This is a genomic window from Pseudomonas sp. 210_17 TE3656, assembly GCF_054821965.1.
In genome coordinates, this window is the sequence record NZ_JBTRBC010000001.1 from 2,531,195 (window position 1) to 2,555,675 (window position 24,481).

Annotated in this window: 21 protein-coding genes; 13 read left to right on the plus strand and 8 right to left on the minus strand. The window is 61.5% G+C overall.

Features of this window, described 5'->3' with window-relative positions; translation table 11 throughout:
• Window position 1: 1 nt before the first annotated feature.
• A complete protein-coding gene (purE, locus tag ACVI9W_RS11915; RefSeq protein WP_038615995.1) occupies window positions 2-493 on the minus strand; it encodes a 5-(carboxyamino)imidazole ribonucleotide mutase in 492 nt (163 codons plus the stop codon).
• Window positions 494-694: 201 nt separating this feature from the next.
• Window positions 695-1,600: a LysR substrate-binding domain-containing protein gene (locus tag ACVI9W_RS11920; protein WP_157190562.1), complete on the minus strand. Its 906-nt coding sequence runs from the start codon at window positions 1,598-1,600 to the stop codon at window positions 695-697.
• A 178-nt stretch (window positions 1,601-1,778) separates the two neighbouring features.
• Here ACVI9W_RS11920 and aspA point away from each other — a divergent pair, with 178 nt between their 5' ends.
• The 4 genes from aspA (at window position 1,779) to ACVI9W_RS11940 (ending at window position 6,583) form a co-directional block, all read left to right on the plus strand.
• A complete protein-coding gene (aspA, locus tag ACVI9W_RS11925; protein WP_461530078.1) occupies window positions 1,779-3,203 on the plus strand; it encodes an aspartate ammonia-lyase in 1,425 nt (474 codons plus the stop codon).
• A gap of 162 nt (window positions 3,204-3,365) precedes the next feature.
• Complete coding sequence (locus tag ACVI9W_RS11930; protein WP_461530079.1) at window positions 3,366-4,358, plus strand: asparaginase; 993 nt, start codon at window positions 3,366-3,368, stop codon at window positions 4,356-4,358.
• 58 nt (window positions 4,359-4,416) lie between these two features.
• On the plus strand, window positions 4,417-5,409 hold the full coding sequence (locus tag ACVI9W_RS11935) for an AraC family transcriptional regulator (RefSeq protein WP_461530080.1): 993 nt from the start codon (window positions 4,417-4,419) through the stop codon (window positions 5,407-5,409).
• 142 nt (window positions 5,410-5,551) lie between these two features.
• The gene (locus ACVI9W_RS11940; RefSeq protein WP_461530081.1) at window positions 5,552-6,583 is read left to right on the plus strand and encodes a histone deacetylase family protein; all 1,032 of its coding nucleotides are present in this window, start codon (window positions 5,552-5,554) and stop codon (window positions 6,581-6,583) included.
• Between the two features lie 3 nt (window positions 6,584-6,586).
• Here the strand turns inward: ACVI9W_RS11940 and pdxR are convergent, their stop codons facing one another.
• A complete protein-coding gene (gene pdxR / locus ACVI9W_RS11945) occupies window positions 6,587-8,116 on the minus strand; it encodes a MocR-like pyridoxine biosynthesis transcription factor PdxR (protein WP_461530082.1) in 1,530 nt (509 codons plus the stop codon).
• Window positions 8,117-8,206: 90 nt separating this feature from the next.
• Between pdxR and ACVI9W_RS11950 the strand changes: the two genes are divergently transcribed.
• Genes ACVI9W_RS11950 through ACVI9W_RS11960 form a run of 3 tightly spaced genes read left to right on the plus strand, consistent with a single transcriptional unit; the run spans window position 8,207 to window position 9,976 of the window.
• The gene (locus ACVI9W_RS11950; RefSeq protein WP_461530083.1) at window positions 8,207-8,836 is read left to right on the plus strand and encodes an FMN-binding negative transcriptional regulator; all 630 of its coding nucleotides are present in this window, start codon (window positions 8,207-8,209) and stop codon (window positions 8,834-8,836) included.
• 11 nt (window positions 8,837-8,847) lie between these two features.
• Entirely contained in the window at window positions 8,848-9,294 is a 447-nt protein-coding gene (locus ACVI9W_RS11955; RefSeq protein ID WP_461530084.1) for a GNAT family N-acetyltransferase, read from the plus strand.
• Window positions 9,295-9,310: 16 nt separating this feature from the next.
• The gene (locus tag ACVI9W_RS11960; protein WP_461530085.1) at window positions 9,311-9,976 is read left to right on the plus strand and encodes a GNAT family N-acetyltransferase; all 666 of its coding nucleotides are present in this window, start codon (window positions 9,311-9,313) and stop codon (window positions 9,974-9,976) included.
• Between the two features lie 150 nt (window positions 9,977-10,126).
• Here the strand turns inward: ACVI9W_RS11960 and oadA are convergent, their stop codons facing one another.
• Together oadA and ACVI9W_RS11970 are read right to left on the minus strand one after the other, a co-directional pair.
• Window positions 10,127-11,935, minus strand: a complete 1,809-nt coding sequence (gene oadA, locus ACVI9W_RS11965) for a sodium-extruding oxaloacetate decarboxylase subunit alpha (protein ID WP_461530086.1) — start codon at window positions 11,933-11,935, stop codon at window positions 10,127-10,129.
• A gap of 11 nt (window positions 11,936-11,946) precedes the next feature.
• Window positions 11,947-13,362 carry an acetyl-CoA carboxylase biotin carboxylase subunit gene (locus ACVI9W_RS11970; RefSeq protein ID WP_045186243.1) on the minus strand — a complete coding sequence of 472 codons (1,416 nt, stop codon included), beginning with the start codon at window positions 13,360-13,362 and terminating at the stop codon, window positions 11,947-11,949.
• A 203-nt stretch (window positions 13,363-13,565) separates the two neighbouring features.
• On the opposite strand from ACVI9W_RS11970, the gene ACVI9W_RS11975 reads away from it, so the two are divergent.
• Entirely contained in the window at window positions 13,566-14,513 is a 948-nt protein-coding gene (locus tag ACVI9W_RS11975) for a LysR family transcriptional regulator (RefSeq protein WP_167335160.1), read from the plus strand.
• Here the strand turns inward: ACVI9W_RS11975 and ACVI9W_RS11980 are convergent.
• Window positions 14,455-14,673, minus strand: coding sequence for a PA3496 family putative envelope integrity protein (locus ACVI9W_RS11980; protein WP_075226612.1), 219 nt, complete (start codon window positions 14,671-14,673; stop codon window positions 14,455-14,457). The genes ACVI9W_RS11975 and ACVI9W_RS11980 overlap by 59 nt on opposite strands.
• A gap of 99 nt (window positions 14,674-14,772) precedes the next feature.
• A complete protein-coding gene (gene hexR, locus ACVI9W_RS11985; RefSeq protein ID WP_038616018.1) occupies window positions 14,773-15,639 on the minus strand; it encodes a transcriptional regulator HexR in 867 nt (288 codons plus the stop codon).
• Window positions 15,640-15,743: 104 nt separating this feature from the next.
• On the opposite strand from hexR, the gene zwf reads away from it, so the two are divergent.
• Both zwf and ACVI9W_RS11995 read left to right on the plus strand, forming a co-directional pair.
• Window positions 15,744-17,186 carry a glucose-6-phosphate dehydrogenase gene (gene zwf / locus ACVI9W_RS11990; RefSeq protein WP_461530087.1) on the plus strand — a complete coding sequence of 481 codons (1,443 nt, stop codon included), beginning with the start codon at window positions 15,744-15,746 and terminating at the stop codon, window positions 17,184-17,186.
• An 85-nt stretch (window positions 17,187-17,271) separates the two neighbouring features.
• Window positions 17,272-17,595 carry a hypothetical protein gene (locus tag ACVI9W_RS11995; RefSeq protein WP_461530088.1) on the plus strand — a complete coding sequence of 108 codons (324 nt, stop codon included), beginning with the start codon at window positions 17,272-17,274 and terminating at the stop codon, window positions 17,593-17,595.
• Window positions 17,596-17,632: 37 nt separating this feature from the next.
• On the opposite strand, the gene ACVI9W_RS12000 is transcribed toward ACVI9W_RS11995, so the two are convergent.
• On the minus strand, window positions 17,633-20,491 hold the full coding sequence (locus ACVI9W_RS12000; protein ID WP_461530089.1) for a putative bifunctional diguanylate cyclase/phosphodiesterase: 2,859 nt from the start codon (window positions 20,489-20,491) through the stop codon (window positions 17,633-17,635).
• 224 nt (window positions 20,492-20,715) lie between these two features.
• On the opposite strand from ACVI9W_RS12000, the gene uvrD reads away from it, so the two are divergent.
• The 3 genes from uvrD (at window position 20,716) to ACVI9W_RS12015 (ending at window position 24,451) form a co-directional block, all read left to right on the plus strand.
• Window positions 20,716-22,899, plus strand: coding sequence for a DNA helicase II (uvrD, locus tag ACVI9W_RS12005; RefSeq protein WP_038616025.1), 2,184 nt, complete (start codon window positions 20,716-20,718; stop codon window positions 22,897-22,899).
• A 177-nt stretch (window positions 22,900-23,076) separates the two neighbouring features.
• Window positions 23,077-23,931 (plus strand): Tim44 domain-containing protein, encoded by an 855-nt coding sequence (locus ACVI9W_RS12010; RefSeq protein ID WP_038616027.1) that lies wholly within the window; start codon window positions 23,077-23,079, stop codon window positions 23,929-23,931.
• A 112-nt stretch (window positions 23,932-24,043) separates the two neighbouring features.
• Entirely contained in the window at window positions 24,044-24,451 is a 408-nt protein-coding gene (locus tag ACVI9W_RS12015) for an SMI1/KNR4 family protein (RefSeq protein WP_038616029.1), read from the plus strand.
• Window positions 24,452-24,481: the final 30 nt, after the last annotated feature.

The window sequence follows — 24,481 nt, forward strand, 5'->3', positions numbered from 1 at the left end:
CTCAGGCCTGGCGCGGATCTGGATTGTCCAGAACGTTGTCTGTCTGCTCAGCGCGGAACTGCTTCAGCACCGTGTGGAACTGCGGGTGCTTGGCCCCGAGGATGCTCGCCGAGAGCAGCGCGGCGTTGATCGCACCGGCCTTGCCGATGGCCAGGGTGGCAACCGGAATACCGGCTGGCATCTGTACGATCGACAGCAGCGAATCGACACCGGAGAGCATCGACGACTGCACCGGTACGCCCAGAACAGGCAGGTGGGTCTTGGCCGCACACATGCCTGGCAAGTGGGCAGCGCCACCGGCTCCGGCGATGATCACCTCAATGCCACGGCCTTCAGCCTCTTCGGCATACTGGAACAGCAAGTCCGGGGTGCGGTGGGCGGAAACCACCTTTACCTCGTAGGGAATGCCGAGTTTTTCCAGCATATCGGCGGTGTGGCTAAGGGTGGACCAATCGGACTTGGAGCCCATGATCACGCCAACCAGTGCACTCATCGTCGAGCCTCTTCTCTTGGGCGCCCGCAGGCGCGTCAAAAAACAACAAGCCACGCGGGACAACCGGCGTGGCTTGTTATACGAATTAGGGTCGGGGGAAACCGACCGAAGGCCGCGCAGTATACCGCAAAGCCGCGCTTTTGATGCACCCTGACGACCAACTGTCGGCCTTATTTTTCGGGGCTTTGGCTGACTTTTGAGTCAAGCCGTTGCCGGCCCGCCCTCCAGCTTGCGCCAGAGCAAGCGCACGTTGGCTTTGCGCACCAGCGCGCAGCGATACAGACGGATTTCCAGCGGCACGTGCCACTGGCTGCCGCCACAGATCACCAGCTCACCCCGCTCAAGCTCGGCGCGCGCCGACAGCCGCGGCACCCAGGCAATGCCCAGGCCTTCCAGCGCCATGCTCTTGAGGCTGTCGGCCATGGCTGTCTCGTACACCGTGGTAAAACGCAGATTGCGCTGACGCAGCAGCAGATTGACCGAGCGGCCGAGAAACGCCCCGGCGCTATAGGCCAGCAACGGCACACTGCCTTCACCTTCGAGATCGAACAACGGCTTGCCTTCAGCGTCGGCGGCGCACACCGGGAGCATCTCGGTGTTGCCCATATGCAGCGACGGGAAGATTTCCGCGTCCATCTGCAACGCGGCATCGGGATCATAGAACGCCAGCATCAAGTCGCAACCGCCTTCACGCAGGGCGTGCACCGCATCGCCAACGTTGGTAGCCACCAGACGCGTGGCGATGTTCAGACCATCGTTGCGCAACTGGGCGATCCAGCGCGGGAAGAACCCCAGCGCCAGGGAGTGAGCGGCCGACACCTGAATCACCTCGCCCTGCCCGCCTTCCAGATGATGCAGATGGCGCAGCACTTCGCCCAACTGATCGACCACGGTACGCGCCGTCACCAGGAACAATTGGCCGGCCGCAGTCAGTTCAATCGGCGTGCGCGAGCGGTTGACCAGGGTCAACCCCAACGCGGCCTCAAGGCTGCGAATACGGCGGCTGAAGGCCGGCTGGGTCACAAAGCGGCGCTCGGCCGCCTGGGAAAAGCTGCGGGTCGCCGCCAGGGCACTGAAGTCTTCCAGCCATTTGCTTTCGAGGTTCATCTGTCTCTCCAGGCATGCACCAAAATGGCACACGCTCGAATGTCGGTTGGCGTCACATCAACCATTATGCCGTTTGTGCATAGGTTAGCGTGCAACAGCATTGGCCGCAAAATCGGCGCAGGCCTAGGATTGGCGCCATTCCGGCATGTGCCGGGCCTAACACGAGATGATATTTATCATGTCCGCTGCTGCATCGTTCCGCGTCGAAAAAGACCTGCTTGGCACCCTTGAAGTCCCAGCTGATGCCTACTACGGCATCCAGACCCTGCGCGCTGCCAACAACTTCCACCTCTCCGGTGTTCCGCTGTCGCACTACCCTAAACTGGTTGTCGCCCTGGCGATGGTCAAGCAGGCTGCTGCTGACGCCAACCGTGAGCTGGGTCACCTGAGCGATGCCAAGCACACCGCCATCAGCGAGGCTTGCGCCCGTCTGATCCGCGGTGACTACCACGAGCAGTTCGTGGTCGACATGATTCAAGGCGGTGCTGGTACTTCTACCAACATGAACGCCAACGAAGTAATCGCCAACATCGCGCTGGAGGCCATGGGCCACCAGAAGGGCGAGTACAAGTACCTGCACCCGAACAACGACGTGAACATGGCGCAGTCGACCAACGACGCCTACCCGACCGCGATCCGTCTGGGTCTGCTGCTCGGTCACGATGCGCTGCTGGCCAGCCTCGACAGCCTGATTCAGGCCTTCGCCGCCAAGGGCAAGGAATTCGACCACGTACTGAAGATGGGCCGCACCCAGCTGCAGGACGCCGTGCCGATGACCCTGGGCCAGGAATTCCGCGCCTTCGCCACCACCATGACCGAAGACCTCAACCGTCTGCGTTCCCTGGCGCCAGAGCTGCTGACCGAAATCAACCTGGGCGGTACCGCCATCGGTACCGGCATCAACGCCGACCCGGGCTACCAGATGCTGGCCGTCCAGCGCCTGGCGACCATCAGCGGCCAGCCGCTGGTACCAGCTGCCGACCTGATCGAAGCCACCTCGGACATGGGCGCCTTCGTCCTGTTCTCGGGCATGCTCAAGCGTACCGCGGTCAAGCTGTCGAAGATCTGCAACGACCTGCGCCTGCTGTCCAGCGGCCCGCGTACCGGCATCAACGAGATCAACCTGCCAGCGCGTCAGCCAGGCAGCTCGATCATGCCAGGCAAGGTCAACCCGGTAATCCCGGAAGCCGTTAACCAGGTGGCCTTCGCCATCATGGGCAACGACCTGGCCCTGACCGTCGCTGCCGAAGGCGGCCAGCTGCAACTGAACGTGATGGAACCGCTGATCGCCTACAAGATCTTCGATTCGATCCGCCTGCTGCAACGCGCCATGGACATGCTGCGCGAGCACTGCATCGTCGGCATCACCGCCAACGAACAGCGCTGCCGTGAACTGGTCGAACACTCGATCGGCCTGGTCACCGCCCTGAACCCGTACATCGGCTACGAAAACGCCACCCGTATCGCTGCCATCGCCCTGGAAAGCGGCCGTGGTGTGCTGGAACTGGTCCGCGAGGAAGGCCTGCTGGACGAAGAGATGCTCAACGACATCCTGCGTCCGGAAAACATGATTGCTCCGCGTCTGGTGCCGCTGAAGGCGTAACCGATGCTGTAACACCGCTCACCAGGTCGAGGGACTAGACACCTCTCACCTTTTGAGGGCCCAGGGATCACTCCCCGGGCCCTTTTTTTATGCCTGTGGCATATCGTTGACAGCATGACGTACTGTGAGCAGCTAACTATAAGCCGATCACGGAGACAGCCCATGGCAACCGCTCATCCCGCCCGCAACATCATGGTGCTGTATACCGGTGGCACCATCGGCATGCAGGCCAGCGCCAACGGCCTGGCCCCGGCCTCGGGTTTCGAACAGCGGATGCGTGAGCAACTGGCCGGACGTGCCGATATCCCGCACTGGCAGTTCCGCGAAATGCAGCCACTGATCGACAGCGCCAACATGACGCCCGAGTACTGGCAGCGCCTGCGCGCGGCGGTGATCGAGGCTGTCGATGCGCAAGGCTGCGATGCCGTACTGATCCTGCACGGTACCGATACCCTCGCCTACAGCGCCGCCGCCATGAGCTTCCAGCTCCTCGGCCTGCAAGCACCTGTGCTGTTCACCGGCTCCATGCTGCCGGCCGGGGTTGCCGACAGCGACGCCTGGGAAAACCTGGTCGGCGCCCTGCTGGCTCTGGCCCAAGGGGTCGCTGCAGGTGTGCAGCTGTATTTTCATGGTGAACTGCTCGAACCCAACCGCACCGCCAAGGTGCGCAGCTTTGGCCGGCACCCGTTCGTCACGCTCAAGCGCTTCGGTGGTGCGGCCACAGTGCAGCCTTTGCCAACTGAACTCGACTATCGGCAGGCAAAACAAACCGCCACGGTCGCCGTCCTGCCGCTGGTACCAGGCTTCGGCGCCGCGCTGTTGCACGCGGCGCTCGACAGCGGTGCGCAGGGCCTGATCCTGGAATGCTTCGGCAGCGGTACCGGACCGGCTGACAACACCGACTTTCTCGATACCCTGGCGCAAGCGCAAGCGAGTGGGGTCGTGGTGCTGGCAATCACCCAGTGTCATGAAGGCGGAGTCGAGCTGGATGTGTACGAAGCCGGCAGCCGCCTGCGTCAGGCCGGGGTGTTGTCGGGGGGCGGGATGACCCGCGAAGCAGCGTTCGGCAAGTTGCAACTGCTGCTCGGCGCCGGCTTGCCGATGGCAGACGTACGCCGCCTGATCGAGCTCGACCTGTGTGGCGAACTGCGCTGACCCCGGCAAGGCACGCATATTGCTCGCTTGCCGGTAGCCCTTCAGCAGGAAGCCAGACATGCTCCACTCACACCTCACCACCCTCAACGCCGTATCGCTGGTGCTACAGGCCTTCAAGGATGACGATGTAGACGCTGCGGCGCTGCTCAACGGTAGCGGCATCAGCCCGGCCGACCTGGGCCGCGCCGATTCGCGCATCACCACCCGCCAGGAGTTGCTGGTGTGCGCCAACGCCGTGGCGCGGCGCCGTGAAGTGGGCCTGGAACTGGGTCGGCGCATGCATGTTTCCTGCTACGGCATGCTCGGTTACGCCCTGCTCTCCAGTGCCACCTTAGGTGACGCTTTGCGCCTGGCCATGCAATATCCGGCGCTGCTGGGAACACTTTTCCAGCTGCGCCTGATCGACGACGGCGAACGTATCTGGTTCAGCGCCAGCAATTATCGCGAAGACCCTCACCTGGCAGCGTTCAACGCCGAGTTCTGTCTGACCTCGTTGAAAGTCATCTGTGATGACCTGCTCGGGCAATCGCTGCCGCTGCTGGCGTCGCGCTTTGTCCACGCCGCTCCCGATTACCAGGCGCTGTACGCTGAAACCTTCAACTGCCCGCTGCACTTCGAGGCCAGCGACAACGCCTTTGCCTTCGAGCGCCGCTGGCTGGATATGCCCTTGCCATTGGCCGACCAGATCACTCACCGGGCCATGAGCGAACGCTGCCGCCGGCAGAACCTGGAGTTCACCGGTCGCCAGGCGTGGCTCGGGCGCATCCGGCAGTTGCTGCTCGATCAGCTGGATGCCGCGCCCGGACTGGAAGGCCTGGCAAAACAGATGAACTGCTCATCACGCACCCTGCGTCGGCATCTACAGGAGCTGGGCAGCAGCTACCAGCAGTTGCTCGACGAGCTACGATTCGAGCGAGCCAAACAGCTGCTGGCCGAAGACCAGCTGCCGATCTATCAAATTGCCGAAGCGCTGGGCTTCAGCGAAACCGCCAGTTTCCGCCATGCATTTCTACGCTGGAGCGGCGTAGCGCCAAGCCATTTCCGCGCCTGACAGGCGCTCAGCTCGCCGCGTGGGGGCGATATCCGGACAGCCAGGCTGGCCATATCGATCCCCTTTTGGCCGTTTCCGCCGTTCTGCACCGGGGCCGATCCATCAACAATGGACCCATGCCAGTGACCCCGGAGAACAACAAATGCTGACAATCTATTCCGATGACCATCACCTTCATCACGGCCGCTGCGAGTTGATCGACGGACAGCTGATGCCCTGCTTCGAAATGCCTTCACGTGCCGACCATGTGCTGGAACGGGTCAAGACCCGTGAACTGGGCCCGGTACAAGGCCCTGCAGATTTTGGCCGGGCACCGCTGTTGCGCGTGCACAGCGCCGATTACCTGAACTTCTTCGAGGGCGCCTGGCAGCGCTGGGCCAGCCTCGGCCACGATAGTGACCTGCTGCCCTTCACCTGGCCTGCGCGCACCTTGCGCAGCATCAAACCCAAAGGCCTGCATGGAGAACTGGGCTATTACAGCTTCGACGCCGGCGCGCCTATCACCGCCGGGACCTGGCAGGCTGCCTACAGCGCAGCGCAGGTCGCACTCACCGCCCAGGCCGCCGTGCAAGCCGGTGCCCGCAGTGCCTTTGCCCTGTGCCGTCCACCGGGACACCACGCCGCCAGCGATGTCATGGGCGGCTACTGCTACCTGAACAATGCCGCTATTGCAGCCCAGGCATTCCTCGACCAGGGCCAGCGTAAAGTCGCGATCCTTGATGTGGATTACCATCATGGCAACGGCACCCAGGAAATTTTCTACCAGCGCAGCGACGTGTTCTTCGCCTCGATTCATGGCGATCCACAAGCCGAGTTCCCGTTCTTCCTCGGCTATGCCGACGAACAGGGCGAAGGCGAAGGCCTGGGCTACAACGTCAACTACCCGCTGCCCGCAGGCAGTGACTGGGCAACCTGGAGCAACGCCCTGGATCAGGCCTGCGAGCGTATCGCCGCCTATGCACCGGACGTGGTGGTGGTGTCGCTCGGCGTCGATACCTTCAAGGACGACCCGATCTCCCAGTTCAAACTGGACTGCCCTGATTATCTGAAGATGGGCGAGCGTATTGCCCGCCTCGGCAAACCGACCCTGTTCGTCATGGAAGGCGGTTATGCGGTCGAAGAGATCGGCATCAATGCCGTGAACGTACTTGAAGGTTTCGAAGCGGTTCGATAATCGTCAACCACGCCAGGCACGCCGCAAGCGTGCCAGGGCGTCGGCAATCTTCGCTTCGTCCACCGCGGCGAAGCCCAGCACCAGCCCTGCGCGGTTATCCACAGAGGTAAGCGAATCAGGCAACCAGTAATCGCTCAGGGCATTGAGTTCGACGCCGACGGCTTCGGCCTGAGCGATCAGCTGTTGCTCGCGGGCATGGCTTTCGACATCAATCTTCACGTGTAATCCCGCCGCCACCTCGGGCATCAGCCCGAGGCCGGAGATATCCACAGGCCAGCCTGCTTGCAATGCATTGCGCCGGCTCAGCGCAGCGCGCCGCACCCGGCGAATGTGCCGCTGAAAATGCCCCTGGGCCATGAACTGCGCCATCACCGCCTGCGTGCCGACCTCCGAATGCCTGACCGCCAGCGCCCGGCACCGGGAGAAGGCTTGCACCAGCTGTTGCGGCAGCACCAGATAACCCAGACGCAACGCGGGAAAGGCTATCTTGCCGAACGTGCCGACATACAACACCCGCCCGCTACGATCCAGCGCCGCCAGCGGGGCCAACGGCGCCCCGCTGTAGCGGTACTCGCCGTCGTAATCGTCCTCGATGATCCAGGCGTCCTTGCGCTGCGCCCAGTCCAGCAGTTCCAGGCGCCGGGCCAGGCTCATGGTGACCCCGGTGGGATACTGGTGCGAGGGGGTCACATAACTCAGGCGGCAATGCGCCACGTCATAGAGTGCAGCGCAGTCCAGTCCTTCGTTATCGACAGCAATGCCACGCACTTGCGCACCGGTCAGGGCGAAGGCATTACCGGCGGCACGATAGCCGGGGTTTTCCACAGCCACCACGTCACCCGACTCCAGCAGCAACTGTGCACAAAGGCTTATCGCCTGCTGCGCACCACTGGTGATCACAATTTGCTCAGCCGTGCAGGAAAGCCCGCGTGAACGACGCAAATAGGTGGCAATCAGCTCACGCAGCTCGGTCTCCCCCGCCGGATCGCCGTAGCCCAAAGCGGCAGGATCCGGATTGCGCCAGAATCCCGCCTGCAGCTTGGCCCAGACGTCGAACGGAAACAGATCGAGCGCCGGTAATCCGACACGAAACGCCCTTGGCGGACCGCTTTTCGGCGCGGGCAAATGGTGCTTTTCCAGCCGCTCCAAGGGGCCATTGTGGATAACATTACTGGATATAATCTCAGTATCTTCCGGCGTTTTTGTGGATAACCCTGTGGAAAAACCCAGGGATAACCCTGTGGATACTTTTGTGGATAGTTTTGGCAGCTGACTCACATAGGTGCCGTCGCCAACCCGGCTCTCGATAAAGCCTTCGGCATACAGCTGGTCGTAGGCACGCACCACGCTGTTGCGCGACAGTGCCAGTGCCGCGGCCATGTCGCGGGTGGCCGGCAAGCGCGTGCCGCTGCTCAAACGGCCATCCAGCACGCGCAGGCGCAGCGCCTGGTAAAGCTGACGACTCAACCCCTGGCGCCGGTCAAGGACAATACCCGTAGGGTCGAACGGCAACGCGAAAGGACGCACGCTCATGACAATGGACCTATCAAATTAGCTGGAAATGGCTCTTACCATAGACCAATAGCCTGCCTAGGATTGAACCATTCGCCAAGGACAATCCTCATGTTCACACCTTCGAGCTACAAGGAAACCGACCTCAGCCAGCTGCACCGGCAGATCGAACAGACCCGCCTGGCCGTGCTGGTTACCCAGGGTGAACAAGGTCTGCAGGCCAGCCACCTGCCCCTGCTGCTGGATCGCAGCCAAGGCAGCAACGGCACCCTCTACGGCCACTTCGCCCGCGCCAACCGACAATGGCAAGCGCTGGAAAACGGCGCCGAAGCCCTGGTGGTGTTTTCTGGGCCCGACGCTTATGTCAGTGCCGGCTACTATCCGAGCAAGGCCGAGGATCCGCGCACCGTACCGACCTGGAACTACCTGGCCGTACACGCCTGGGGTAAAGCCGAGGTTTACCACGATGCCGAGCATCTGCTGGACATCGTCCGGCGCCTGAGCGACCACCATGAGCAGTCTCAAGCCAGGCCGTGGTCGGTGGATGAAGCACCCGCCGACTACATGGCTGGAATGCTCAAGGCGATTGTCGGCTTTGCCCTGCCCATCGAGCGCCTGCAAGGCACCCGCAAACTCAGCCAGAACCGTTCGGCCATCGATATCGAAGGTGTGCGTACGAGCCTGGCCAACAGCAGCGATCCCCTGGACAACCAACTGGCCGCAGTGATGCGCCACTCTTGAAGGACTCTCTCATGCCTATCGTTACGATCCGCCCGGTTACTGCCGATGACCACAGCGCCTGGCTGCCCCTGTGGCAGGCCTACCAACGCTTCTACGAGACCCGAATTGGCGACGAGGTGACCGCCGTGGCCTGGCAGCGCATGCTCGACCCGAATGAGCCGACCAATGCCGCGCTGGCCTGGGTCGACGGTAAAGCGGTGGGCATGGTCCACTGGATCTATCATCGTTCGAACTGGAGCATCGAGAACTCTTGCTACCTGCAGGATCTCTATGTCCAGAGTGAGCAACGTGGCCTGGGTGTCGGCCGCCAGTTGATCGAATACGTCTACGCTACGGCGAAGGCAGCAGGCTGCGCCAAGGTTCACTGGTTGACCCATGAAACCAATGCCACCGCCATCAGCCTGTACGAGCAGGTCGCCGAGCGGCCTGGTTTCATCCAGTTTCGCAAACCGCTGTAAGCCCTGGAGCCTTTACATGAATGCATCGTTGAACTGGCACCCGGCAAAACGCCCGCAACCGAAAACCCTGGTCGGGCGCTTCATTCGCCTGGAAAAGCTCGATCCGCGTCGTGACCGCGAAGACCTCTGGCAGGTGTTCCAGGGCCCCGACGCCGACCCGAAACTCTGGGATTATCTGGCCTACGGGCCGTTCACCGAGCGTGAAGACTTCGACCACTGGCTCGACAGCAACGCGGCCAGCAGCGATCCGTTGTTCTATAGCGTCATCGACAGCGCCAGCGGCCAGACCCAGGGCATCCTCAGCCTGATGTCGATCGTGCCCGACCAGGGCCGTATCGAGATCGGCCATATTGCCTTTGGCGCCGCCATGCAGCGCACGCCCAAAGGCACCGAGGCGGTCTACCTGCTGGGCAAGCTGGCGTTCGAGCTGGGCAACCGCCGCCTGGAGTGGAAGTGCAACAACGACAACGCCCGCTCCAAACGTGCAGCCGAACGCTTCGGCTTCCACTTCGAAGGGGTGTTTCGCAAGCATATGGTGATCAAGGACAGGAATCGCGATACCGCCTGGTTCTCGATTACCGATGATGAGTGGCCGGCGATTGCGGCGGGGTTTGAGCGCTGGCTGAGCAGCGATAACCAAATGCCTGGCGGCCAGGTGCAAACCCTCGAAGCGTGCCGGTAGGAGCGGATTTATCCGCGAAGGGGCGCAGCGCGGCCCCAAACCCGGGACTGCTATGCAGTCCTTCGCGGATGAATCCGCTCCTACAGAGCGCAAAAAAAGGGGAGCATTTGCTCCCCAGAGGTTAACCGCTTGTAGATGAAGGCCTGAAAATCAGCCCTCGATCTCGATCAGGATTTCGCCCGGGTTGACCCGGTCGCCCTTGGCTACATGAATGGCGGTGACCTTGCCGGCGATGTCCGCCTGGACTTCGGTTTCCATCTTCATGGCTTCGGTAATCAGCACCGGCTGGCCGGCCTTGACCATGTCGCCTTCCTTGACCAGCACATCGACGATGTTGCCCGGCATGGTGGTGCTGACGTGGCCCGGTGCGCTGGCCTGCTTGCGCTTGCTGCTACCACCGCCGACGAATTCGTTGAGCGGTTCGAACACCACTTCTTCCGGCATGCCGTCGATGGACAGGTAGAAGTGACGCTTGCCTTCGGCCTTAACGCCGACACCGGTAATGTCGACGCGGTAGGTTTCACCGTGGACGTCGATGACGAACTCGGTCGGCACGCCTTCGCCGCCAGCCGAAGCCACCTTGCCAGCTTCCGGAATTGGCAGCAGCACTTCAGGGGTCAGGGTGCCGGCTTCGCGCTCTTCGAGGAACTTGCGCCCGATGTCCGGGAACATGGCGTAGGTCAGCACGTCTTCTTCGGACTTGGCCAGGTTGCCGATATCGGCACGCAGCTTGGTCATTTCCGGCTTGAGCAGGTCGGCCGGGCGCACGTCGATGACTTCTTCGCTACCGATGGCCTGACGACGCAGGTTCTCGTCGACCACACCCGGTGCCTTGCCGTAACCGCCTTGCAGGTACAGCTTCACTTCGTTGGTGATGGTCTTGTAGCGCTCGCCGGCCAGCACGTTGAAGAACGCCTGGGTGCCAACAATCTGCGAGGTCGGGGTCACCAGCGGCGGGAAGCCGAGGTCTTCACGCACGCGCGGGATCTCAGCCAGCACTTCGCTCATGCGGTTGAGCGCGCCCTGCTCCTTGAGCTGGTTGGCCAGGTTGGAAATCATCCCGCCCGGTACCTGGTTCACTTGCACGCGGGTATCCACGGAAGTGAACTCGCTTTCGAACTGGTGGTACTTCTTGCGCACGGCATAGAAGTACAGGCCGATTTCCTGCAGCAGCTCCAGGTCCAGGCCAGTGTCGAACTCGCTGCCCTTGAGCGCTGCAACCATCGACTCGGTACCCGGATGGCTGGTACCCCAGGCAAAGCTGGAGATCGCAGTGTCGATGTGATCAGCGCCGTTCTCGATGGCCTTGAGTTGGCACATGGCAGCCAGGCCGGCGGTGTCGTGGGAGTGCACGAACACCGGCAGCGATTGCTCGGCCTTCAGCGCCTTGACCAGCTCGCCGGTGGCGAATGGGGTCAGCAGGCCGGCCATGTCCTTGATCGCCACCGAGTCGCAACCCATGGCTTCCATCTGTTTGGCCTGGGCCACGAAAGCGTCGATGGTGTGCACCGGGCTGGTGGTGTAGGCAATGGTGCCCTGGGCGTGCTTGCCGGCAGCCTTGACCGCTTCGATGGCCACACGCAGGTTACGCACGTCGTTCATGGCATCGAAGATGCGGAACACGTCGATACCGTTGACGGCAGCCTTGGCCACGAAGGCTTTGACCACATCGTCGCTGTAGTGGCGGTAGCCGAGCAGGTTCTGACCGCGCAGGAGCATCTGCAGGCGGGTGTTAGGCAGCGCTGCACGCAGTTTGCGCAAACGCTCCCACGGGTCTTCCTTGAGGAAGCGCACACAGGCGTCGAAGGTCGCGCCGCCCCAGACTTCCAGCGACCAGTAGCCGACCTTGTCGAGCTTGTCGCAGATCGGCAGCATGTCTTCGGTACGCATGCGGGTGGCCAGCAGGGACTGGTGGGCGTCACGCAGGATTGTGTCGGTTACAAAGATTTTCTTGGACATTATGGGATTCCTCACAGGCCTGCGTGGGCGGCAATGGCGGCAGCGATGGCCAGGGCCAGCTCTTCGGGTTTGCGCTTGATCGAGTAGTTGGTCAGTTCCGGATGGCTTTCAACGAAGCTGGTATTGAACTGACCGCTGCGGAATTCCGGATTGCGCAGGATTTCCTGGTAGTAGGCGGCAGTGGTCTTCACCCCTTGCACGCGCATGTCGTCCAGAGCCCGCAGGCCGCGGTCCATGGCTTCTTCCCAGGTCAGCGCCCAGACCACCAGTTTCAGGCACATGGAGTCGTAGAACGGTGGAATGGTGTAGCCGGTGTAGATCGCCGTGTCGGTCCGTACGCCGGGACCGCCGGGTGCGTAGTAACGGGTGATCTTGCCGAAGCTGGGCAGGAAGTTGTTCTTCGGATCTTCAGCATTGATCCGGAACTGCAGGGCAAAGCCGCGGTGCTGGATGTCTTCCTGCTTCACCGACAGCGGCAGGCCCGAAGCAATGCGGATCTGCTCGCGAACGATATCGATACCGGTGATTTCTTCGGTGATGGTGTGTTCCACCTGCACCCGGGTGTTCATCTCCATGAAGTACACCTCGCCATCGGCGAGCAGGAACTCCACGGTACCGGCGTTCTCGTAGCCCACCGCTTTGGCTGCCCGCACCGACAGGTCGCCGATATAGGCGCGCTGTTCAGGGGTCAGTTGCGGGCTTGGGGCGATTTCGATGAGCTTCTGGTTGCGGCGCTGGATCGAGCAATCGCGCTCGAACAGGTGCACAACGTTGCCGAAGCTGTCACCGAGGATCTGTGCCTCGATGTGTTTCGGATTGACGATGCATTTTTCCAGGAACACTTCCGCCGAGCCAAATGCCTTGGTCGCTTCGGAAATCACCCGTGGGAATGCCTGTTCCAGCTCCTCGCGGCTGTTGCAGCGACGAATACCGCGGCCGCCACCGCCGGAGGTGGCCTTGAGCATCACCGGGTAACCGATGCGGTCACCTTCCTCAAGCGCCTCGTGAATGTCGGCAACGTTGCCTTCGGTGCCCGGAGTTACCGGCACACCGGCTTTGATCATGCTGCGACGGGCTTCGGTCTTGTCACCCATGCGGCGAATGACTTCGGCTGCCGGACCAATGAACTTGATCCCGCGTTCAGCACAGATGTCCGCAAGCTCAGCGTTCTCAGACAGAAAACCATAACCGGGATGCAGGGCATCACAACCGGTTTCCACGGCCAGGTTCACCAGCTTGCGCGGGTTCAGGTAGCCGGCCAGGGGCTCGGCACCAATGCTGTGGGCCTCGTCTGCACGCTTGACGTGCAAGGCATGGCGGTCGGCGTCGGAGTAGATCGCCACGGAGCGAATGCCCATCTCGGCGCAGGCACGCACGATCCGAACTGCGATTTCACCCCTGTTGGCGATCAGGATTTTTTTTATCACTGGAGTATTCCCAAGGCCGCTAGAACAAACGAGCCGGCACCGCCGGTCGGCGCGTGACCAATCGTCGCTGGCCAGTCGCATCTTTACCCTAGCGCTGTCTCTTGATAAACAAAAATCAATATTTATTAGGGCGTGCATTAGCAAAAGCTTATAGTGCTGTTACAAGGTTTTGCCGGGATGTGGAAAAAATGCGTAAGTCATTGATGCGTATGACATTGCGTCAGTTGCAGATCTTCAATGAGGTCTGTGATTTGCGTTCCTACAGCCGCGCGGCCGAGGAGATGAACCTCACGCAACCCGCCGTTAGTCTACAGATCCGCCAGCTCGAAGAACTGGTGGGTCAGCCGCTGTTCGAGTACGTCGGCAAAAAACTCTACCTGACCGAGGCTGCCGAAGCCCTGCAGCGCGCCAGCCGGGACATCTTCGGCCGCCTGGAAAGCCTCGACATGCAGCTCTCCGACATGCAGGGTTCGTTGCAAGGGCAGCTGAAGCTGGCAGTGGAATCCAGTGCCAAATACTTCGTCCCGCATCTGTTTGCCGCCTTCAAGCGCCTGCACCCTGAAGTCAATCTTACCCTCACCGTGGTCAACCGGGCCCAGGCCATCCGTCGCCTCTCGGACAACCGTGACGACCTGATCATCATGTCCATGGTGCCCCAGGACATGGGCCTGGAATTCCTGCCGTTTCTCAACAATCCGATTGTCGCCGTGGCACCGCCGGATCATCCCTTGTGCAAGCTGGAAAAGCTGCGCTTGCAAGATCTTGAGCCGCATACCCTGCTGGTTCGCGAACAAGGTTCGGGCACCCGCAAGGCCTGTGAAGAGTACTTCAAGGACAAGCGCGTGCACTTCACCCAGACCCTTGAGGTCGCCTCGGCCGATGCCCAGCGCGAATGTGTGATTGCCGGCCTGGGCATTGCCTTGCTGACCCGGCATGCGCTGAACCTGGAACTGGCTACCGGGATGCTGCGCGAGCTACCGGTCGAAGAACTGCCGCTGTACCGCAGCTGGTGCGTGGTGCAGGCCAAGGCCAAACGGCAATCGCCGGTGGCCTTGGCCTTTCTTGCATTCATCCGCAGCGAACGAACGCAAATCAGCGGGCTTGTTGAGCGTTTTTCGGGGAGTTTGCCGCCGATACCTGCCATACGCTGATGGCTTGCAACTCGGGGTAATCGGCGATTTCCTGGAGCAGGCGGCGTTGTTCGGAGTAGCTTTCGATCGCGCGGCGGTACTCCATGCGGCGCTGATCTTTCTCCTGCTGCTTGCGGGACTTGGCGTTGGGTTGATACGAGCCATCGAGTTCACGAGCCATTGCATATCTCCCTGATCGAGTGCGGGAGTTTCAGCCTGACTACGCGGCGTTACGATTTGGCGGCGTGCCAATGACAAATCGATGAAACAGCAACCCGGCTCAGTCGTCCATCGCCTTGATCGACTTGGGCGACAGACGCAGGCTGCGCAAGCTGCGTTTGACGCTCTTGAGGTGATTGACCAGGCTCGGACCACGCGCCATGGCCACGCCCATGGCGAGCACATCGATCACCACCAGGTGGGCAATACGCGAGGTCAGCGGGGTGTAGATTTCCGTGTCTTCATGCACGTCGATCGCCAGGTTCACGGTCGACAGCTCAGCCAATGGGGTCTGGCTCGGGCACAGGGTAATCAGTGTGGCACCGCTTTCACGCACCAGGTTGGCGGTGATCAGCAGGTCCTTGGAACGCCCTGACTGGGAAATGCAGATGGCCACATCACCCGGCTTCAGGGTCACCGCCGACATTGCCTGCATATGCGGGTCGGAATACGCCGCCGCCGTAAGCAGCAGACGGAAGAACTTGTGCTGGGCGTCAGCCGCCACTGCGCCGGACGCGCCAAAGCCATAGAACTCGACGCGCTGGGCCTGGGCCATGGCCGAAACCGCACGCTGCAGGGCCTGAGGGTCGAGGTGCTCGCGCACTTCCATCAGGGTATGCAGGGTGGTGTCGAAAATCTTCAGGCTGTAATCGGCGACCGAGTCGTCTTCATGAATGGCGAACTGGCCAAAGCTGGCGCCGGCCGCCAGGCTCTGGGCCAGCTTGAGCTTGAGGTCCTGGAACCCGGAACAACCGATGGCTCGGCAAAAGCGCACGATGGTCGGCTCGCTGATACCAACGCTGTGGGCAAGATCGGCCATGGAGCTGTGCATGACGGCTGCGGGATCCAGCAGCACGTGATCGGCAACTTTGAGTTCCGATTTGCGTAACAGATGGCGCGACTGGGCGATGTGTTGCAACAGATTCAAGGGCAGGACTCGGTTATGATCGACTGACCGGGTTGTAGCTTTCTTGTAGTTATACTACATGACCGGCGACCCGCCCAGCTAAACGAACCTGGAGAGTGGTGGTATTGACTATCCCTTGCGACATTATGGTGTTCGGCGGCACCGGTGATCTGGCCCTGCACAAACTGCTTCCGGCGCTCTATCACCTGTATCGCGAGGGCCGCCTGCACATCGCCGTGCGCATCATTGCGCTGGCCCGGCGCAACCTGCCACGCAGTGAGTATCTCAAGCTCGCCGAGCGTCGCTGCCGGGCGCAGATTGCCCGCAACGACTTCGATGAGGATGTCTGGGCGCGTTTCTGCGCACGCCTGGACTACTTCGCCATGGATGCCGCGCAAAGTGCCGACTTCGGTCGCCTGGCCCGCTTTCTCGGCGAACCGGGCGGGCTGACCCGCGTCTACTATCTGGCGACCGCACCGAATCTGTTCGTGCCGATCGCCAACCACCTGAAAGTTGCCGGCCTGGCCGAAAGCGAAGCACGCATTGTCCTGGAAAAGCCCATCGGCCATTCACTGGAGTCGGCTACCGCGATCAACCAGGCCATCGGCGCGGTGTTCGACGAGTCGCAGGTGTTTCGCATCGACCACTACCTGGGCAAGGAAACCGTGCAGAACCTCATGGCCTTGCGCTTTGCCAATGCCCTGCTGGAACCGGTGTGGCGCAACAACCAGATCGATCATGTGCAGATCAGCGTCTGTGAAAGCCTCGGCGTAGAGAACCGCGGCGCCTACTACGATCGCGCTGGGGCGACCCGCGACATGCTGCAGAACCACCTGCTGCAACTGCTCTGTCTGGTGGCGATGGAGCCGCCCGCGCAATTCGAGGCGGAAGCGGTGCGCGATGAAAAGGTGAAAATCCTCAAGGCCCTCAAACCTATCGGCGGCCAGGACGTGCAGGACAAAACCGTGCGCGGTCAGTACAGCGCCGGCAAGATCGGCGGCCAGGAAGTCCCTGCCTACTATTTCGAGAAAGATGTCGACAACGACAGCGATACAGAGACCTTCGTCGCCGTTGAAGCGCATATCGACAATTGGCGCTGGGCGGGTGTGCCCTTCTATCTACGCACCGGTAAGCGCCTGGCCAAACGCTCGTCGCAGATCGTCATCCAGTTCAAACCCGTACCCCATCGCCTGTTCGAGGGCGATCAGGCCAACCAGTTGCTGATCCAGCTACAGCCAGACGAGCGCATCAGCCTGCAGATGATGACCAAGACGCCCGGCAAGGGTATGCGCCTGGAGCCCGTCGAGCTGAACCTGAACCTTGCTCAGGTATTCGGCCAGACCCGGCGCTGGGACGCCTATGAGCGCCTGCTGCTGGATGTACTCGAAGGCGACTCGACGCTGTTCATGCGCCGTGACGAGGTCGAAGCGGCCTGGGCCTGGATCGATCCGATCCTCAACGGCTGGCAGGAGCACTTCCAGGCGCCCAGGCCCTACCCGGCCGGTTCCAACGGCCCGGAGCAAGCCCATAGCCTGCTGGCACGCCAGGGCAGCGCCTGGCACGACTGAAAACCTTCCTGCTCCATTGAGCACCTCGATAACCGGAAGATGGACTTGCAACATGAGTTGCAACCCATCATCGAGGAATCAAGGCATGACCATCGCAACCAAGGACTGGACCATTCAAAACGACCTGATGCCAGGCATCGGCGGGGGAAGTTTCCGCGTGCGCGGCACCGTCACGGTCGCCCACCCTGGCATCACCCCCGTATTGGTAAAGCCCGATCTTCAGGACCGATCCTTTGCGTTGAACCTGAAGCTGGAGCTGGTACAGGAAGAAGGCATCTTTACCCAGGTACAGACCGACAAAGAAGTCTGCTTCGAGATGTCTGGCGATCACAGCTACATCCCTTGCGTGAGGGTGCTGCATGAGGGTGAGCTTCTGACCACCGTCGACGAGATCATCACCACCAACTGACGTGTCCAGCAGCAGGCCTGTGCTCTGGCACGGCCTGCTAGCTGATAAGGCGAGTCATGCTACGCCCCAGCAGCGCACCGAATGCACTGGCATCCACCGGCTTGCTGATCAGGTAACCCTGCACTTCGTCACACCCCTGCTCGCGCAGCAACGCCAACTGCTCCGGGGTTTCCACGCCCTCGGCAACCACTTTCAGATCCAGGCTCTTGGCCATGGCAATGATCGCCCGGGTGATCGCCGCGTCTTCGCTGCCTTCGTGCAGGCCACGAATAAAAGCCTGGTCGATCTTGACGTAGTCCACCGGGAAGCGCTTGAGGTAGCTGAGTGATGAATAGCCCGTGCCGAAATCGTCGATCGCCAGCTTGACCCCGAGTTCATGCAGCTGCTGAAAGGTGGTGATGATGTGCTCGACGCTGTCGAGTAACTGGCTCTCGGTCAGCTCCAGCTCCAGCAGGTGCGGGGCCAGGCCGCTCTCCTCCAGGACCTGGCGCACCAGGCTGACCAGCTTGCCCTGACGCAATTGATACACCGACAGATTCACCGAAACGCGGATCGGCGCCAGCCCCTGGCGCTGCCATTCGCAAGCCTGCCAGCAGGCCTGGCGCAGGACGAATTCACCAATGGGTGAGATCAGCCCGGTCTCTTCGGCCAGGCCGATGAACTCACTGGGAGGGACCATGCCCCATTGCGGATGCTGCCAGCGCACCAACGCTTCGGCCGCCAGCAAGCGCCCCTGACGCAGGCACAGCTTGGGCTGGTAGTAGACCAGCAACTGCCGCTCCTCGATGGCCTTGCGCAAGTGGTTCTCCAGTTGCAGGCGCTCGAGGGTGCTGGCACGCAGGTTCTCGGTGTAGAACTGAAAGCTGTCGCCGCCCAGATGCTTGGCATGCTGCTTGGCCATGTCGGCCTGGCTGACCAGCGCGCCAAGATCAAAGGTGGCATCGGACAACAAGCTGATGCCTACCGAAGCACTGATCACCACTTCATGTCCATCCAGACGCTGCGGCACCCGCAGTTTGTCCAGCAGGCGCGTGGTCACCCGTACCAGGCTGGACAGGTTGTTGTAGCCATCGAACAGTACGGCAAACTCATCACCGGACAAACGCGCCACGGTATCGGCCTCCGGCACGGCGTTGGCGATGCGCTGGGCCATCTTTTTCAGCAGTTGGTCAGCCAGCTCATGCCCGAGGCTTTCATTGAGCAACTTGAAGCGGTCCAGGTCGATGTGCAGCAATGCCAGGCTGCGGCCGTTAAGCCTTACCCGCTGCCCGGCATCGTGCAGGCGCAAGCGGAACAGCGCGCGGTTGGCCAACCCGGTCAGCTCGTCGTAATGCGCCAGGTAGCGCAGGCGCTCCTCCGACTCACGGCGGGCCGACAGGTCAGTATAGAAGCCGACAATATTGCTGATAGTGCCACGGGCATCACGTACCCCGTTCAGCTGCAGCCATTGCGGATACAAATCGCCATTCTTGCGTGCTTCAACCAACTCCCCCTGCCAGCGCCCCTGCTGATCCAGAGCCTGTTCAATGGCCAGGCTGTGCCGTCGCGCATCACGGCTGCTGGGCAGCTCCAGGGCATTGCGTGAGAGCAGTTCTTCACGGGAGTAGCCGGTGACTTCGCAGTACGCCTGATTGACCGTCAGCAGTACGAAATTCGGGTCAAGAATGGCAATGCCTTCGCTGGCCGCCTCGAATACCGTGGCTGCCAGACGTTGCTGTTCCTCCTGAGCCTTCTGCGCAGAAACATCGCGGCGCGTGCCAAGCATGCGCACGACCTTGCCATTGGCGCCGTGCTCGACTGCCCGGCCGCGGTCTTCGATCCAGCACCAATGCCCCTGACTGTGGCGCACCCGATACTCGACCCGGTAATCCTCGCTGCGCCCTTTGAGGTGCTCGACCAGTGTACGGCGCAACAGCGGCAAATCGTCTGGATGCAGGCGTGGCTTGAGGTCATTGCGCACGCTACGTACCTGGGCCGGTTCCAGGCCGAACAATTCGCGTAGCTGGGTATGGTGGACCTCATCGGTCTCCAGGTTCCAGTCCCACAACCCCAACTCACTGGCCTCCAGAGCCAGGGCCAGGCGCTGTTCGCTTTTGCTTAGCGCATGGTTGGCTTGATCGACTCGGGATTCCAGGCCGACCTGAGCCTCACGCAATTGCTCCTCGACCAGGCGCCGCTGCTCAACTTCGCCGGCCAGCGCCTGATTGAGCCGCTCGCTGTGGCGCTGGGCGGTCTGCAGGTGTTCAATCAAGGCCTGGTTCTGAAAACGTTTGAGTAGCCCACCTTCGATCAGTCGATTGACCTGCCAGGCCACCACCAGCAAGGCCCCCAACAAAATCAGGCCAAGCCAGCCCCAGCCTCGATGCTGTTCGTCACCACTCCAGAACAAGAAGGCGATCGGTGGCAGCAGACAGGGCAAGGTGAAGCTGAGGAAAGCCGGCAGGCTGACGGCATAGGCGATACTGGCGGACAGCGTCGCCGCCCCCAGCAGGCCAAACACCCAGGCCTGCTGCACAAAGTTATCCACAGGGACCAGGGCAATCGCGGCGCTGGCCAGGGTCAGGCCACTGAACGCCGAGCCCAGCAAAAACATGCGCCACCAGGTCGGCTGAGCCTGGCGATCGGGCATGGCCGAATCAAACGCGGCCACCTGGATAACCCGCAGGGCCACCAGCGCCATCAACCAGACCACCCAGACGCTGACCTGCAGGTAGCGCGCCGGGCTCCAGAGCAACCAGGCACAGACCAGACCGTTGAGCAGCATGAACAGGGTGGGCAGCAACGAGCCTTGATAGAGCAGGCGGGTGCGCTCTACGGCCAGTTGCGTAGCGAATTGTTTACGAATACTCCCGCGTGTCCCCAGAGGCACGCCGACGGAGCCGGAACCAGATGTCATAGGCAGTGTTCTTGTAATGGTTAGCCCTAAACGTGCACGGAGCATACACAAGCAAACGCCTGCGCCAAACTGCTCTGGATCATTATTCTGCTCTGCGGTTTTCCGACGAAAAGCGCTCAAGCGCGCAGGCCTTGGGCTGGAGCGCGATGACCGGCCAGTCGAGAGGACGAAGTTTTTCTACTGTATATTTGCCCAAGGGTTGCCCGCGCCCCTAAAATGGTCGGATGCGCGATGATCTCTCTCTCCTGTTGAACTCCCTCAACGACGCCCAACGCCAGGCCGTAGCGGCCCCCGTTGGTCGTCAGTTGGTCCTGGCCGGTGCCGGCTCCGGCAAGACCCGTGTGCTGGTGCACCGCATCGCCTGGTTGATCCAGGTCGAGCAGGCCTCGCCGCACTCGATCCTGTCGGTGACCTTCACCAACAAGGCCGCTGCCGAGATGCGCCAGCGTATCGAGCAATTGATGGGTATCAACCCGGCCGGTATGTGGGTAGGCACCTTCCACGGCCTGGCCCATCGCCTGTTGCGGGCGCACTGGCAGGAAGCCGGGCTGAACCAGAACTTCCAGATTCTCGACAGCGATGACCAGCAACGCCTGGTCAAGCGCGTGATCCGCGAGCTGGGCCTCGATGAGCAGCGCTGGCCAGCGCGCCAGGCCCAATGGTTCATCAACGGGCAGAAAGACGAAGGCTTGCGCCCGCAACACATCCAGGCCAGTGGCGACCTGTACCTGGGCACCATGCGCAGCATCTATGAAGCCTACGAGTCCGCTTGCCAGCGCGCCGGGGTCATCGACTTCTCCGAGCTGTTGCTGCGCGCCCTGGACCTGTGGCGCGACCATCCGGGCCTGCTCGAACATTACCAGCGGCGCTTCCGTCATGTGCTGGTGGACGAATTCCAGGATACCAACGCCGTGCAGTACGCCTGGTTGCGTCTGCTGTGCAAAGGTGGCGACAGCCTGATGGTGGTTGGCGACGACGACCAGTCCATTTATGGCTGGCGCGGCGCCAAGATCGAGAACATCCACCAGTACAGCGCCGACTTCCCCGACGCCGAGATGATCCGTCTGGAGCAGAACTACCGCTCCACAGCCGGCATCCTCAAGGCCGCCAACGCCCTGATCGCCAACAACAGCGATCGCCTGGGCAAGGAACTGTGGACCGACGGCGGCGATGGCGAGCCCTTGAGCCTGTACGCAGCCTTCAACGAACACGATGAAGCGCGCTACGTGGTCGAAACCATCGAGAGCGTGCTCAAGACCGGCCTGGCCCGTAGCGACATTGCCATCCTGTATCGCTCCAACGCCCAGTCGCGGGTGCTTGAAGAAGCCTTGTTGCGTGAACGCATCCCCTACCGCATCTACGGTGGTCAGCGCTTCTTCGAACGCGCCGAGATCAAGAACGCCATGGCTTACCTGCGCCTGCTAGAAGGTCGCGGTAACGACGCGGCACTTGAGCGGGTGATCAACGTACCGCCACGGGGCATCGGCGAAAAAACCGTCGAAGCGATTCGCGACCACGCCCGGCACAGCGAGGTGTCGATGTGGGAATCGATGAACCTGCTGATCGCCAACAAGGCGCTCAAGGGCCGCGCGGCCAGTGCCCTGGCCGCGTTCATCGAGCTGATCGAAAACCTTGCCGCCAAGGTCATGGAGATGCCGCTGCACCTGATGACCCAGACAGTCATCGAGCAGTCCGGGCTGATCATCTATCACCAGGAAGAAAAAGGTGAAAAGGGTCAGGCACGGGTAGAAAACCTTGAGGAACTGGTCAGCGCCGCGCGCAACTTCGAAACCAGCGAAGAAGATGCCGAACTCTCGCCCCTGGCCGCGTTCCTCGGTCATGCTTCGCTGGAAGCTGGCGATGCCCAGGCCGACGAACACGAAGACAGCATCCAGCTGATGACCCTGCACAGCGCCAAAGGCCTGGAATTCCCGCATGTGTTTCTGGTCGGCATGGAAGAAGGCCTGTTCCCGCACAAGATGAGCCTGGAAGAGCCTGGCCGTCTGGCGGAAGAACGCCGGCTGGCCTACGTCGGCATCACCCGGGCGATGCAGCAGCTGGTGATGACCTACGCTGAAACCCGGCGTCTTTATGGCAGTGAAACCTACAACAAGGTTTCCCGTTTCGTACGCGAGATACCGGCGGGGCTGATCCAGGAAGTGCGCTTGTCCAACAGCGTCAGCCGCCCTTTCGGCTCAGGTCAAAAGCAGAACACCAGCAGCCTGTTCGCCAACGCGAACATTCCGCAAACTGCCTTCAATCTTGGCCAGCGTGTGCAACACGCCGTATTCGGCGAGGGCGTGATCCTCAACTTCGAAGGCTCCGGCGCCCAGGCCCGGGTGCAGGTCAACTTCGCCGAAGGCAGCAAGTGGCTGATGCTCGGCTACGCCAAGCTCGAAGCGCTGTAGGTAGGAATGGTGGGAGCGGGCTTGCCCCGCGATATTGCAATCGCGGGGCAAGCCCGCTCCCACAGAACAGCGGCCCTGACTGCAGGCAAAAGATGGAAACATCTTGGCGCTGGTCATGTGTCCTACAACCTGTGCACCATGACGCGCGTGCAATCCACAAAACGGGAATACCCTTCTATGCAACGTTTTCTTAGCATCGCCCTGGCGTTGTGCATCGGCCTGACGATGAGCCTCGACGCCAACGCCAAACGCATGGGCGGCGGCAAAAGCTCAGGCGCCGCGCCAATGCACCAGACCCGCCAGGCTGCCCCGACCACCCCGGGTGCCTCGCCAACCGCGCCAGGTCGCGCACCTGCAGCCGCCAGCGGCGCATCGAAATGGCTCGGCCCTCTGGCCGGTATCGCCGCCGGTGGCCTGCTGGCCTCGATGTTCATGGGCGATGGCTTCGATGGCATGCAGATCTTCGACATCCTGATCATGGCGCTGATCGCCTTCCTGGTGTTTCGCTTCATCGCCGCCCGTCGCCGCAAGCAGCAGCCACAAATGGCCGCCGCCGGTCACGCGCCATTCCAGCGTGAAGCCCATCAGCCAACGGCTCAGCCGTCGATCTTCGGTGGTTCCGCCGCGCCAGCCGCTGCCGCCCGTCCGGTCATCAACGCACCGGCCTGGTTCAACGAGCAAAGCTTCCTGGCCGCTGCCCGTAATCACTTCCAGACGCTGCAGCAGCACTGGGACGCCAACGAAATGGACAAGATCGCCGAATTCGTTACCCCGCAAATGCTGCAGTTCCTCAAGCAGGAACGTGCTGAGCTGGGTGATGGCTTCCAGTCCACCTACATCGACAACCTGGATGTGCAGCTTGAAGGTGTCGATGATCGCGCCGACAAGACCATCGCCACCCTGACTTTCAGCGGTGTGTCGAAAACCTCGCGCTTCGACCAGGGTGAAGTGTTCAGCGAAAGCTGGAACATGGAACGCGCCCAGGGCGAAAACCAGCCTTGGCTGGTCGCCGGGATCCGCCAGAACGGCTGATCTTGAGGCATTGCACAAAAAAACCCCGGGCTTGTCCCGGGGTTTTGCTTTTAGCGCAGCGGGCTACTAGGGTATAACGCGCAGCGTGTCGTAAAGGTTAGAGGATAGAACCGTGGAAGAAGTCATCGAACAGCTCCGAGAAGCCAATGAACCGGTACCGGTGCCGCTTGAGTTGCCGGACGAAGACCAGCTGGTCGAAATCGAAGAAGAGTTGTTCATCAATATTCCATTCGTCTTCAAGGAGTTTCTGCTGACGGTCAGCGACGTGGTCTACGGTAGCCTGGAGCCCGTCACTGTCACCGATCCGCAGTCGCACACCTACCTGCCGGAGGTGGCGGCCAACGCCTGGGATGCGGGTGTACCGCGAGACCTGATTCCGATCTGCCAGGATGGCGACGATTACTACTGCGTCGAAGAAGACGGCACTGTCGTGCTGTGGTCTGGCGAAGAAGAGATTGTCACCGAAGAAAGCTGGGAGTCGGTCTGGCACTGGGCACGGGATGTCTGGCTGGAAAGCTGAATGAGAAATATCCTCATAAATTAATGGCCC

Coding starts and splice junctions, on each gene's coding strand:
- aspA (WP_461530078.1), top strand. CDS start 1,779: ATGTCCGCTGCTGCATCGTTCCGCGTCGAAAAAGACCTGCTTGGCACC.
- ACVI9W_RS11930 (WP_461530079.1), top strand. CDS start 3,366: ATGGCAACCGCTCATCCCGCCCGCAACATCATGGTGCTGTATACCGGT.
- ACVI9W_RS11935 (WP_461530080.1), top strand. CDS start 4,417: ATGCTCCACTCACACCTCACCACCCTCAACGCCGTATCGCTGGTGCTA.
- ACVI9W_RS11950 (WP_461530083.1), top strand. CDS start 8,207: ATGTTCACACCTTCGAGCTACAAGGAAACCGACCTCAGCCAGCTGCAC.
- ACVI9W_RS11940 (WP_461530081.1), top strand. CDS start 5,552: ATGCTGACAATCTATTCCGATGACCATCACCTTCATCACGGCCGCTGC.
- pdxR (WP_461530082.1), bottom strand. CDS start 8,116: ATGAGCGTGCGTCCTTTCGCGTTGCCGTTCGACCCTACGGGTATTGTC.
- ACVI9W_RS11920 (WP_157190562.1), bottom strand. CDS start 1,600: ATGAACCTCGAAAGCAAATGGCTGGAAGACTTCAGTGCCCTGGCGGCG.
- ACVI9W_RS12010 (WP_038616027.1), top strand. CDS start 23,077: ATGCAACGTTTTCTTAGCATCGCCCTGGCGTTGTGCATCGGCCTGACG.
- ACVI9W_RS11975 (WP_167335160.1), top strand. CDS start 13,566: ATGCGTATGACATTGCGTCAGTTGCAGATCTTCAATGAGGTCTGTGAT.
- ACVI9W_RS11955 (WP_461530084.1), top strand. CDS start 8,848: ATGCCTATCGTTACGATCCGCCCGGTTACTGCCGATGACCACAGCGCC.
- ACVI9W_RS11980 (WP_075226612.1), bottom strand. CDS start 14,673: ATGGCTCGTGAACTCGATGGCTCGTATCAACCCAACGCCAAGTCCCGC.
- uvrD (WP_038616025.1), top strand. CDS start 20,716: ATGCGCGATGATCTCTCTCTCCTGTTGAACTCCCTCAACGACGCCCAA.
- ACVI9W_RS11960 (WP_461530085.1), top strand. CDS start 9,311: ATGAATGCATCGTTGAACTGGCACCCGGCAAAACGCCCGCAACCGAAA.
- oadA (WP_461530086.1), bottom strand. CDS start 11,935: ATGTCCAAGAAAATCTTTGTAACCGACACAATCCTGCGTGACGCCCAC.
- ACVI9W_RS11995 (WP_461530088.1), top strand. CDS start 17,272: ATGACCATCGCAACCAAGGACTGGACCATTCAAAACGACCTGATGCCA.
- purE (WP_038615995.1), bottom strand. CDS start 493: ATGAGTGCACTGGTTGGCGTGATCATGGGCTCCAAGTCCGATTGGTCC.
- ACVI9W_RS12000 (WP_461530089.1), bottom strand. CDS start 20,491: ATGACATCTGGTTCCGGCTCCGTCGGCGTGCCTCTGGGGACACGCGGG.